Genomic DNA, 12,569 nt, shown 5'->3' on the forward strand with positions numbered 1-12,569 from the left:
CAAATGACTTCTTTTGCGATGTCAATACCGATTCCGGTATCCCTGCTGCATTCATGCGCCCTGGCGGCGCGGCGCGCATTGCCGAACTTGGCGCGTGCGCGTTGCGGGCGCTCCACAGAAAGTGTCAGGCGGCGCAGGGCGCGGCGCTTTGCGCCAGCCAGTCCATGAAGTGCGCCTGCGGCATGGGGCGGGCAAAGTAAAAGCCCTGCAATTCATCGCAGCCGGCTTGGCGCAGCACGTCGGCATCGGCCGCGCTTTCCACGCCTTCGGCGGTGACCGTCAAGCCCAGCGTATGGCCAAGGCCGATGATGGTTTTCGTCACCGCCAGATTCTGCGGCGAACCGTGGATGTCCTGCACGAAGCTCATGTCGATTTTCAGCTTGTCGAGCGGGAAGCGGCACAGGTAGTTCAGGCTCGAATAGCCGGTGCCGAAATCGTCGATCGACAGCGCAAAACCCAGCGCCTTGATGGCGTGCAGGGTGGCGATGGTGTCGTCCACGTTGTCCATCAGGATCGATTCGGTCAGTTCGAATTCGATCTGTTCCGGCGTGACGGGAAATTCGCGCAGCACTTCGCGCAAGGTCGCCACCAGGCCGCCGTTTTTCAGCTGGATGGCCGACAGGTTGATCGACACGGCGATGTCGCCCGCGCCCGCCTCGCGCCAGGCCAGCTGCTGGCGGCACGCTTCGCGGATGACCCACGCACCGATGGAGACGATCAGGCCCGATTCCTCGGCGGCGGGAATGAAGCTGTCGGGCGCGATCAGGCCGTGCTGCGGATGCTGCCAGCGGATCAGGCTTTCCACGCCATTCAGGCAGCTGCTTTTCGCATCGATGCGCGGCTGGTAGTACAGCACCAGTTCCTGCCGCTCGATGGCGTGGCGCAGATCGCTTTCCAGGTGCAGCTGCTGCAACTGCTGTTCCTGCATCTGCGGCGTGAACATGCGCGCGTGATCGCGTCCGCCGCTCTTGGCCTGGTACATGGCCGCATCGGCGTGGCGCATCAGGGTATCCATGTCGTCGCCGTGGTCCGGGTAGACGGCCACGCCCACGCTGCACGAGACATACAGCGCGTTGCCTTCCACCTGGTGCGGCTCGCGCATGGCCGGTATCAGCCGCGTGTCGAGCAGGGCGGCGATGGCTGCGGCGTTGCCGACGCCGTTGAGGATGACGACGAATTCATCGCCGCCCAGGCGGCTGACGGTGTCGCCTTCGCGCACCAGCTGCAGCAGGCGCTTTGAGACCGATTGCAGCAGCGCGTCGCCCACATGGTGGCCCAGTGCGTCGTTGACGTGCTTGAAGCGGTCCAGGTCGACGAACAGCACGCCCACCTTTTCGCCACTGCGGCGCGCCTGCGCGATGGCGGCGGCCAGGCGCAGTTTCGAGACGTGGCGGTTCGCCAGTCCCGTCAGCGCGTCGTGGTGGGCCATGTGCTCGATCTGCCGCTCGCTGGCCTTGCGTTCGCTGATGTCGAGCGAGCTGGCGATGAAATGCGTGGTGACGCCATCGAGGCCGCGCACGGCGTTCATCACCAGCCAGGCGGGATAGCTTTCCAGCGACTTGCGCTGCACCCGGATCTCGCCCTGCCAGTAGCCGCGCCGCGCCAGGGTCCGGCGCAGGCTGTCGAGCTGCTCGGGACTGTTGTCTGGCGCGAGCAAAAAGGCCGGGCGCTTGCCGATCAGCTCCACCATGTCGTACAGCGAATGGCGGCGGAAGGCCTGGTTGACGGTGATGATGCGCATGCCGGCGTCCATCACGATCAGGCTTTCGGCCGAGGCCTCGAAGACCTTGGCCCACAGTTCCAGGCGCGACTCCATCAGCTTCATCTTGTTGATCGGCGTGAAGGTCGACAGCACGGCGCGCTGGCCCTGGTAGTCGATCAGGCGCGCGGAAATCAGGGCCCAGGTGGGCGTGCCGCCGCTCCAGCACACTTCGAATTCATCGACGGCGCCCAGGTCGCTCAAGCGCTGGAAGAAGCGTGAACGGGCTTGCGGACTCATGCCGCCCACCCACGGGTCCAGTTCCAGGCCGCCCTGCCACGCGTGCGCAGCCTGGTTCGCGTGCAGCACCTCGTGGTGCGGGATCGAGGTGACCATCAGCGGGATGGGAATGGCGTCGACCAGCTGGCGCTGCGCATCGGCCGCGCTGGCGCGCGCCACCAGTTCCTGTTGCGCCATGCGCTGGAAGTCGAGCTGCTGCAGCATGGTATTGAAGGCGCGCACCAGGCGTCCCGTTTCATCTTCGCTGTCCCAGACGGCGCGCAGGCTATGGTCGCCCGTTTCGCGCACTTCCTGCGCCACGCGCGCGAGGCGGCGGATGGGCAGGGCGATCTGACGTGCGACGAAAAACACCAGGCCCAGTATCATCACCAGCAGCAGCACGGCCGTACCCAGGTGCAGCCACATACGCGTAAAAAAGCCGTCCACGCGCAGCTGGATCAGCCGGTGCAATTCATTCGCCGTGTCGCGCCATGCCAGGCGTAGGGCGGCGAGCGCCACGTCGTCGTGCCGCCGCAGTGCCTGCGTGCCGGCGGGGGTGACTTGCGCGCCGGCCAGCGCCTGGGTACTGGCGCGTAAGCGCGCCACGGCCTGCTGCAGGACCGCGCGCGAACCATCCAGGTGCTGGCGCAGCAGCGGCGTGCTGGCCGCGAACGCCTCCGTGTAGTCGCTGCCGATGCCGCCCATGGTGGCGTCCATGCGGCCCTCCAGGATCAGGAACTGGGTCTGCAGGCGCTGGCGCTGCGCGCCTTCGGCCGTGGCCAGTTGCAGGGCCAGGGCGCGCGTGCTGTTGATCACTTCCAGCAGCTCGGGAAAGCGCAGGATCACCAGCGACATCGTGTAGTAGCTGTCGAGGTCCGGGTCGAGGATCAGGTTCGACTGGTTGCCCACGCGGGTGAGCAGTGCGCGTCCTGCAACAAAGGCGGGCGAGGGCGCGATGCCGTCGTCGGCTGGGGCGGGAGTACTGCCGGCCTGGCGCAGCAGGGCGGCAAATTGCGCATTCAGTTCGGCGCTGCGCATGCCGCTGCCGAAGCGGCTTTCAGCCTGCTCCACGGCCGCGGCCTGCGCGCCCGCTTGCGCCGTGCTGCGCGCCAGGGGCAGAAGGGCATCGCGGATCGCGGCGATGTAGTCATTGCCCGCCATCTCCTTGCGCGAGAAATCGATGGCCAGGTATTTTTCGTTGATGAGGATGCCGGAAATGAAGATGACGGCGGACAGGTCGAGCAAATAGATCAGCGCCAGTTTGCGCCCCACCGTCAATTTTCCGATCATGCGCGAGATTCTGCCCAGCATGCGTGCCCCACCTTCTCGTCAGCCCATTTATGTTTTCTTATGAGCAATTTTCATGCCTGAATTTACAAGCTTGCAAGGGGGCTTTTGCACCATGCGGGTGCGCGCAGGGAGGTGGCGGGCGCCAATAAAAAGGGCGGCCCGCAGGCCGCCCTTGTGCGCAGTGATGCAGCGCTTAGGCTTCGGCGACGCGCTTGGCGATGTGCGCCAGCGCTTCTTCCACCTGGTCGATCAGGATCAGGCACAGGTCGCCTTGACCGAGGCGCGCCAGGGCCTTGTCGATGGCGACGAATTCGCCGTTGATTTCATCGATATGCGTGGTGCGCTTGGCGCCGTTCAAGCCCTGGCGCAGCAAGGCCACCACTTCGCCGTCGGCGCGGCCGCGCTGGCATTGATCCTGGTACAGCAGCACGTCGTCGAAGGCGGCGCCGAGGATTTCCGTCTGCTGGCGGATGTCTTCGTCGCGGCGGTCGCCGGCGCCGCTGATGACCACCGAGCGGCGCTTGGCTGGCATGCTTTCGACGGCCTGCACCAGCGCCAGGATGGCGTCCGGATTGTGGCCGTAGTCGGCGATCAGGGTGGCGCCCTTGTAGTCGAAGACGTTGAAGCGGCCCGGCGCATTGTCGGCTTCATTGGCAAAGGTTTTCAGGCCCAGCGCGATGGTTTTCCAGTCCAGGCCCACGGCCCAGGCGGCGGCCAAGGAGGCCATGACGTTGTCGACCTGGAAGCCGATGGCGCCGTTGCGCGTGATCGGCACCTGCGACAGGGCGATTTCGTGGCGTTCCTTGCCCTGCGCCGCGACCAGCTTGCCGTCTTCCACGTACACGACGCGGTTGCCCTGCGCGCGGTGCGTGGCCATCACGGGATGCGTCTTGTCGGCGGCGAAGAAGGTCACCGTGCCGCTGCAATTCTTGGCCATGCGGGCCACGGCGGGGTCGGTGGCGTTCAGCACGGCCACGCCGCTGTCGGCCACGTTCTGCACGATCACGCGTTTCAATACCGCGAGGTCTTCCACGGTGGTGATGTAATTCAGGCCCAGGTGGTCGCCGGCGCCGATATTCGTCACCACGGCGACCTGGCAGCGGTCGAAGGCCAGGCCTTCGCGCAGCATGCCGCCGCGCGCCGTTTCGAACACGGCCGCGTCCACGTCCGGGTGCAGCAGCACGTTGCGCGCGCTGCGCGGGCCGCTGCAGTCGCCGCTGTCGATCTGGCGCCCTTCGATATACACGCCATCCGTGTTGGTCATGCCCGTGCGCAGGCCGGAAGCCGTCAGCAGGTGGGCGATCAGGCGCACGGTGGTGGTCTTGCCGTTGGTGCCCGTGACGGCGACGACGGGGATGCGGCCATCGTCGCCTTCGGCGAACATGGCGGCGATGATGGCTTCGCCCACGGGACGCGGCTTGCCGAACGACGGCGCCAAATGCATGCGCAGGCCCGGCGCGGCGTTCACTTCCACGATGCCGGCGTTCTGCTCTTCCAGCGGTTTCAGAATGCTTTCGGAGACGACGTCCACGCCGCAGATGTCCAGGCCCACCATGTGCGCGGCCGCAACGGCGCGCGCCGCCACTTCCGGGTGCACGTCGACGGTGACGTCGGTGGCCGAGCCGCCCGTCGACAGGTTGGCGTTATTGCGCAAGATCACGCGCTGGCCCACGGGAGGCACGGATTCGGCCACATAGCCCTGCTTGGCCAGGCTGGCCAGGGCGATGTCGTCGAAGCGGATTTTCGTCAGCGAGGTGGCGTGGCCGCTGCCGCGGCGCGGGTCCAGGTTGACCTGGTCGACCAGTTCGCGCACCGTGTGCTGGCCGTCGCCCACCACTTGCGGCGGGTCGCGGCGGGCCGCTGCCACCATCTTGTTGCCGATGACGAGCAAGCGGAAATCGTGGCCAGGCAGGTAGCGTTCGACGAGGATATCGTCGCGGAATTCCTGCGCCGCGAGGAAGCCGGCCGTCAGCTGTTCGCGCGTGGTGACATTGACGGTGACGCCCTTGCCCTGGTTGCCATCTTTTGGTTTCACGACGACGGGCAGGCCGATTTCGCAGGCGGCGGCCCAGGCGTCGTCCGCATCGACGGCGACACGGCCGTGCGGCACCGGCACGCCGGCCGAATCGAGCAGCTTCTTGGTCAGTTCCTTGTCTTGCGCGATGGCTTCGGCAATCGCGCTGGTGCCGTCCATTTCGGCGGCCTGGATCTTGCGCTGCTTGCTGCCCCAACCGAATGTCACCAGGCTGCCCTCGGTCAGGCGGCGGAACGGAATGTTGCGCGCCACGGCGGCGTTGACGATGGCGCCCGTCGATGGGCCCAGACGCACGTCTTCATCGAGTTCCTGCAACTGGTGCAGGGCGCCGGCCAGGTCGAACGGCGCATCGTCGAGCGCCGCACGGCACAGCTGCTGCGCCAGTTCCAGGGCCAGGCGGCCGACGGCTTCTTCCGAGTATTCGACGACGACCTGGAAGATACCCGTTTCCAGGGTCGGCGTGGTGCGGCTGAAGGTGACGGGGCAGCCGGCTTGCGCCTGCAGGCCCAGCGCCGCCAGTTCCAGCACCTGCGCCATCGGCGCGGCGTTGTAGTTGCCCAGTGGTTGCAGCGGGCTCAGTTGCGGAAAGCGCGCGCGCAGGCGGGCTTCGAAGCCGGGCAGCTGGGCGATGTCGAGTTCCTGCGTGGTGCAGGAAACAATGGCTTCCACGGCGGTGTCGTGGCTCCAGAGGTTAGGGCCCCGCAAGGCCCGTACGCGAGATACTTCCATAATTAAACCGTAATCCTGTTGTGTTCTTGTGGGCCCGGCCGTCCTGGCCGGGCTTGAGTGCTGCTTTGCCTTAGTTGCCGATGCAGCCGGGTGCGGCGTCGAACGTGCGCAAGCCAGCGCAAATCAGGTCGACGGGCAGGTTCAGGGCCCAGGCGGCGGCCGCGACGGCCAGCACGCTGTCGACATTGCCGGCCGTGGCTGGTTTCAGCAGGTCCAGGCACAGCAAGACCGTTTCGATGCCGCCTTCGGCCAGCACGATGTGGTTGCCGCGCACGAATACGGCGCGCTGGCCGGCGGCCAGTTGCGCCGCGATGGCTGGCAAGCCGCCGTCCTGCGCATACAGGGTCACCGTGCCGTCGCACAGTTCGGCCAGTTCCAGCACGTGCGCGTTGGCGGCGTTGAGCACGGCCACGCCCGTTGGCACCACCACGTCAACCTGGCTGCGCACGGCCTTGTACAGGCCCGCTTCGTCGAGCACGTCGAAATCCTTGACGCTATCGAGGCTGCCCATGTCCGTGACGATGCCGATCTGGCACTTGTCGTAGGCCAGGCCTTCGGCCAGGATCATGCGCGGATTGCTCTCGAACAGGGCCGTCTGCACGGTGCGGTTGAGCAGCAGGCGCTGGCCCGCGTCCCAGTTCACGCAATCGCTGCTGACGACGCGGCGCTGGTCCAGGTACATGCCTTCGCTGCAGACGGCGCCCGTGTGCAGGCCCGACAGGTTGAGCAGTTTGCACAGCATGCGCACGATCAGGCTGGCGCCGCGCGTGCCCGTCACGCCGATCAGCGGAATGCGGCCCGTTTCCTCGGCAGCGAACAGGTGGTCGACGATGGCCGCGCCGACAGGGCGGCTCTGGCCCACGCCCGGCTTGATGTGCGCCAGCAGGCCGGGGCTGGCATTGACTTCGATGATGGCGCCGCGCTGTTCTTCCAGCGGACGCGTGATGTCGGTGGTGACCAGGTCGATGCCGGCGATATCCAGGCCGACCACGCGCGCGGCCAGCAAGGCCGCATGCACGACGGACGGATGCACGTCGTCCGTGACGTCGATGGCCACGTTGCCGTTCGGCTGGATCAGCACTTTCTGGCCCGCCTGCGGCACGGACAGGGCGGTCATGCCCTGGCGCTGCAGTTCCAGCACGATTTCGCCCGATTCGTGCGGCTTGACGGTGCCTAGCGGGAAGTCTTCGCCTTCGCCGCGGCGCGGATCGGTATTGATCTGCGTGTTGACCAGTTCCAGCACGGTCGAGACGCCATCGCCGTCGACCCACAAGGATTCGCCCTTGGCGGCCGCGATCAGCTTGTTGCCGACGACGAGCAGGCGGTGTTCGTCGCCCGTGATGAAGCTTTCCACCAGCACGGCCGAGCTGTCGCCCTTGCGTGCGGCCAGTTCGTAGGCGGCCTTCACGTCCGCTTCCGTCATCAGGTTCAGCGACACGCCGCGGCCATGATTGCCGTCATACGGCTTGACGACGACGGGCACGCCGATGTCCTGCGCTTCTTCCCAGGCCGCTTCGGCGCTGCGCACCAGGCTGCCCTCGGGTACGCGCACGCCGCACGATTTGAGCAGGAATTTGGTCAGATCCTTGTCGCTGGCGATGCCTTCGGCGATCGCGCTGGTGCGGTCCGTTTCGGCCGTCCATATGCGGCGCTGGGCGGCGCCGTGGCCTAGTTGCACCAGATTGCCGTCGTTCAGGCGCAGCGAAGGGATGCGGCGTTCTGTGGCCGCATCGACGATGCTGGCCGTGCTCGGGCCCAGGCAGCGCGAATCGACCATGTCGCGCAGGGGCGCCAGGGCCGCTTCCAGGTCATAGGCTTCATCGTTGATGGCGGCCATCAGCAGTGTGCGCGCGGCGGCCAGGGCGGCGCGGCCCACGTGCTCTTCACGCGTGCGGAAAGCCATCTTGTAGACGCCGCGCTGGCTGGTCGAGCGCGTCTGGCCGAAGCCCGTGCGCATGCCGGCCAGGTTTTGCAGCTCCAGCACCACGTGTTCGAGGATGTGGGCCGACCACGTGCCTTCGCGCAGGCGCTCGAAAAAGCCGCCCCGTTCGCCCACGCCGCAGCGGTGCTCGATCATGCCGGGCAGCCACGCCACCAGGCGCTCGTACAGGCCGGGCAGGGTATTCGATGGATAGTCTTCCAGTTCGCCGATGTCGACCCAGGCTTCAATCACCGGGCGATAAGTCCAGATGTTGGGGCCGCGCAAGTGGGTGACGCGGGCAAATTCGATGTTCTTCTTCTTGATCATGTAAGTGGTTTCTTGATAACAAGCCAGGCGTCTGGGCGCCAGATACTTTATGTTGGCTCTACAGAGTCTTTTCAGGCTCGTGCTTGGTTCTTTATCCCGGGTATGCGCAGTGTGCCACTTTTAGCGGCCTCTTGTCGCGTTTGCTTCTCGTATTCTGCTGGTGTTGTCATTCTAATTGTTACTAATTGTTGCCATACTTGCTATAAAGATACCGACTCTGCTTAAAGCTGGAGCATTTGTGCAACAGCGGGCTGTTGTATACTTGCTCCGGTACGACGGTCGCCCATTTTTTTGCGCCGTTTTGTCATCATTCCTTACCGGCAGGCATCCATTCGATACAATACAGGAAATTGCCACTGGTGCATCCACCTCGCCATCGCGCAGTACACAAACATTGATCGGGCGTCTGCCCCATCCCCCAAATCCCGCCCTGAAGGGCTTGGCCTCGAGCCGGAGTATGCTTTACGATGACAACTGAACTGAGTGTTCCTGCAACAACTATTCCCCTCACATCGCTGCCTGAACACTGGCTGGCGGAAGTGGAGAGCAACCTTTCTCCAGGGGAGAACGTTTTAAGTAGCGTTGAGGTTGACCTCGATGCGCGATTACGTTTCACAAAAGGCATAATAGTTGTCACCGAGAAGCGTTTACTGGCCCGTTCGCCGGGCGACACGGCCTGGAAAAGCTGGTCTTTCCGCCACGGATTGCGCCTGACGCACCACGACCACGCCGGCGTCGGCCACCTGGAACTGTTCGACGACCACGGCCGCCTGGCCTCGTGGCGTTTTACCCTGGGCCAGAATCTGCATGCGATCCGCGTGCTGGAACAGTTCGTCGAGCGCCTCGACAGTCACCTGACGGGCCAGCCCGTGCTGGAAGCGGAGCAGGAAGTGTGTCCAAGCTGCAAGGCGCCTTTGGCGCCGGAGCAGGAAGAGTGCCCGATCTGCGCCAAGGTGCTGCACACGCCGCCATCGACGTGGACCCTGTTCCGCCTGTGGCGCTTCGCCCACCCTTACCGCGGCCAGCTGGCCCTGGGCTTCATGCTGATGCTGCTGAGCACCGCCGCGCACATGATTCCGCCCTACCTGACGGCGCCGCTGATGGACAATGTGCTGATCCCGTATCAGAACGGCAAGCACATCGACCCATGGCTGGTGGTGTACTACATGAGCGGCTTGCTCGGTTCGGCCCTGCTGGCCTGGCTGCTGGGCTGGGGCAAGACGTATGTGCTGGCCCTGGTATCCGAACGCATGGGCGCCGACTTGCGCTCGGCGACGTATGAACATCTGATGAAGTTGTCGCTGGAATTTTTCGGCGGCAAGCGCACGGGCGACCTGATGGCGCGCATCGGCAGCGGCAGCGACCGCATCTGCGTCTTCCTCTCGCTGCATTTGCTCGATTTCGCTTCCGACGTGCTGATGATCATCATGACGGGCGTGATCCTGTGGTCGATGAACCCGTGGCTGGCCATCATGACCTTGGCGCCGCTGCCCTTCATCGCCTGGATGATCCACCTGGTGCGCGATCGCTTGCGCACGGGCTTTGAAAAGATCGACCGCGTGTGGAGCGAAGTGACCAACGTGTTGGCCGATACGATTCCCGGCATCCGCGTGGTGAAGGCGTTTGCGCAGGAAAAACGCGAAGCGGCCCGCTTCCGCGACGCCAACGCGCACAACCTTGCCGTCAACGACAAATTGAACAAGGTCTGGTCGCTGTTCTCGCCCACCGTCTCCTTCCTGACGGAGATGGGCTTGCTGGTCATCTGGTGCTTCGGCATCTGGCAGCTGTCGCGCGGCGAAATCACCGTCGGCGTGCTGACCGCCTTCATCGCCTACAGCACGCGTTTCTATGGCCGCCTCGACTCGATGAGCCGCATCGTCTCCGTGACGCAGAAATCGGCATCGGCCGCCAAGCGCATCTTCGACATCCTCGACCACGTGTCGAGCGTGCCGGAACCGGCGCAACCGGTGAAGCTGGACAAGATCGAAGGACGCATCGACCTGCGCGAAGTCGGCTTCCGCTATGGCAACCGCGCCGTCAACCGCGGCATCACCCTGAACATCAAGGCGGGCGAAATGATCGGCCTGGTGGGCCACAGCGGTTCGGGCAAGAGTACCCTGGTCAATCTGATCTGCCGTTTCTATGACGTGTCGGAAGGCGCGATCCTGCTCGACGGCGTCGACATCCGTTCGTTCGCCGTGTCCGACTACCGCCGCAATATCGGCCTGGTGCTGCAGGAGCCATTCCTGTTCTTCGGCACCATCGCGGAAAATATCGCCTACGGCAAGCCGCACGCGACGCGCCAGGACATCATCGCCGCTGCGCGCGCCGCGCATGCCCACGAATTCATCCTGCGCCTGCCGCAAGGCTACGATTCGATGGTGGGCGAGCGTGGCCAGGGCTTGTCGGGTGGCGAACGCCAGCGCATCTCGATTGCCCGCGCGCTCTTGATCGACCCGCGCATCCTGATCATGGATGAAGCGACATCGTCGGTCGACTCGGAAACGGAAAAAGAAATCCAGAAGGCGCTGGACAACCTGGTGCAGGGCCGCACGACGATCGCCATCGCGCACAGGCTGTCGACCCTGCACCGCGCCGACCGCCTGGTGGTGCTGGACCGCGGCCAGGTCGTCGAAGTGGGCAGTCACGATGAACTGATGGCGAAAGAGGGCGCCTATTTCCGCCTCTACGAAGCACAGGCGCGCAACAACGAACTCGCCCTGGATGACAAGGAATAAGCATGGCCAGTACAACTTTTACATTAAGCCGCGACACCTTCGGCAAGCTGGTGATGACGGACGCGGACGGCCAGGTCTTTGAAGGCGTGGCGCCCGTGCGCGCCTTTCCCATCCAGTCGCCGGACGAAGGCATTTCGCTGGTGCTGGGCAATGGCAAGGAAGTGGCGTGGATCGACCATATCGACGCCTTGCCGGAGCCGGCGCGCAGCCTGCTGCAGGAAGAGCTGGAAGGGCGCGAATTCATGCCCGAGATCGCGCGCGTGAAAAGCGTTTCCAGCTTCGCCACGCCATGCACCTGGCATGTCGACACGGACCGGGGCGAGACGCAATTCGTGCTGAAGGGCGAGGAAGACATCCGCCGCATCGGCGCCGCGTCGCTCTTGATCGCCGATAACCACGGCATTCACTTTTTGATCCGCGACATGTTCAATATCGACAAGACGACGCGGAAGATCCTTGACCGCTTCCTGTAAGGAACACCCTGGAATGCGGTGCTGTGCCGCCGTCCATGCCGTTCAGCTTGCGCTGGGCGGCATTTTTTTTGGCCTTGTGCTCCCCTTGCTTGTTGCCTCATTTGAGCTATACTGCCGTCTGAAAGGAGGTGGCTATGGAACGACACATTGATGCTCCTGTCCCGGCTCAGCAAGCGAGGACGCTGTACGAAGGCATGGCGCTGTACGGCTTTGATACTGATGCGCGCATTGCGCTGATACGGCGGGGCATTCCAGCCTCGACGATCAGCCGCCTGTCCGCGCGCATGGGCATGAGCAAGGAATTCCTGTTGTCCAGCCTGGGGCTGTCGCGCGCCACCATCAGCCGCAAGGAAAAAGACGCCAGCTTGCTGTCGAAGGATGAATCGGAGCGCGTGCTGGGGATTGAAACCCTGATTGGCATGGTGCAGGCGATGGTCGAACAATCGGGCGATCCCGCCGGTTTTGACGCGGCGCGCTGGGTTTCCGATTGGCTGAGCAAACCGCTGCCTGCGCTGGCGGGTGCCACGCCGGCCAGTTATATGGATACCTTCGAGGGGCAAAAATTGGTGGCGGAATTGCTGTCCATGACGCAGAGCGGGGCTTATGCATGAATGTGCTCTGGCGTATTGCCGTCGAGACGCCAGCTTATGCCGCCAGTGACCTGAGCGGCACCGGCGCCAGGATCACGGGTGGCCGCTGGAACAGCAAGGGCGCGCCCGTCGTGTATTGCTCGACGAGTATCGCCCTGGCCACCCTGGAAACCGTGCATTACCTGCGGGGTGGGGCCTTGCCATTCAACCGTTACCTGGTGCGTATCGCCATTCCCGATGTCGTGTGGAATGCGCGCCAGGTCCTCGATCCATTTCCCAGCGGCTGGGACGCCATACCGGCCGGCCTGTCGGGCAAGCGGGCTGGCGATGGTTGGATTGCAGCGGGAAAATCCGCCTTGCTGCTGGTGCCTTCCGTGATCGTGCCCGACGAATACAATGTCCTGCTCAACCCCCGCCATGCCGATGCCGCGGCGGTCACTGCCAGCACCGTCCGGCGGTGGAGCTACGATCCCCGGTTTTTCCCCTGA

At 64.5% G+C, this 12,569-nt stretch carries 7 protein-coding genes; 4 read left to right on the forward strand and 3 right to left on the reverse strand.

Features of this window, described 5'->3' with window-relative positions:
• Window positions 1-124: 124 nt before the first annotated feature.
• From CSQ93_RS17340 to CSQ93_RS17350, 3 genes are all read right to left on the reverse strand, one after another.
• Window positions 125-3,289, reverse strand: coding sequence for an EAL domain-containing protein (locus CSQ93_RS17340; protein ID WP_099379107.1), 3,165 nt, complete (start codon window positions 3,287-3,289; stop codon window positions 125-127).
• Window positions 3,290-3,461: 172 nt separating this feature from the next.
• Window positions 3,462-6,032: a cyanophycin synthetase gene (cphA, locus tag CSQ93_RS17345; RefSeq protein ID WP_099379108.1), complete on the reverse strand. Its 2,571-nt coding sequence runs from the start codon at window positions 6,030-6,032 to the stop codon at window positions 3,462-3,464.
• 70 nt (window positions 6,033-6,102) lie between these two features.
• Window positions 6,103-8,280 carry a cyanophycin synthetase gene (locus CSQ93_RS17350; RefSeq protein WP_099379109.1) on the reverse strand — a complete coding sequence of 726 codons (2,178 nt, stop codon included), beginning with the start codon at window positions 8,278-8,280 and terminating at the stop codon, window positions 6,103-6,105.
• 467 nt (window positions 8,281-8,747) lie between these two features.
• Here CSQ93_RS17350 and CSQ93_RS17355 point away from each other — a divergent pair, with 467 nt between their 5' ends.
• The 4 genes from CSQ93_RS17355 to CSQ93_RS17370 all read left to right on the forward strand — a co-directional run bounded on the left by CSQ93_RS17355 (window position 8,748) and on the right by CSQ93_RS17370 (window position 12,569).
• Window positions 8,748-11,018, forward strand: a complete 2,271-nt coding sequence (locus CSQ93_RS17355) for a cyanophycin metabolism-associated ABC transporter (RefSeq protein ID WP_099379110.1) — start codon at window positions 8,748-8,750, stop codon at window positions 11,016-11,018.
• 2 nt (window positions 11,019-11,020) lie between these two features.
• Window positions 11,021-11,491, forward strand: a complete 471-nt coding sequence (locus CSQ93_RS17360) for a cyanophycin metabolism-associated DUF1854 family protein (RefSeq protein WP_099379111.1) — start codon at window positions 11,021-11,023, stop codon at window positions 11,489-11,491.
• A 134-nt stretch (window positions 11,492-11,625) separates the two neighbouring features.
• The gene (locus CSQ93_RS17365) at window positions 11,626-12,102 is read left to right on the forward strand and encodes an antitoxin Xre-like helix-turn-helix domain-containing protein (RefSeq protein WP_233516225.1); all 477 of its coding nucleotides are present in this window, start codon (window positions 11,626-11,628) and stop codon (window positions 12,100-12,102) included.
• Window positions 12,099-12,569, forward strand: a complete 471-nt coding sequence (locus CSQ93_RS17370) for an RES family NAD+ phosphorylase (RefSeq protein ID WP_099379112.1) — start codon at window positions 12,099-12,101, stop codon at window positions 12,567-12,569. The genes CSQ93_RS17365 and CSQ93_RS17370 overlap by 4 nt, the downstream gene beginning before the upstream one ends.

The organism is Janthinobacterium sp. BJB426, from assembly GCF_002735705.1.
In the GTDB taxonomy this organism is placed as follows: domain Bacteria; phylum Pseudomonadota; class Gammaproteobacteria; order Burkholderiales; family Burkholderiaceae_D; genus Janthinobacterium.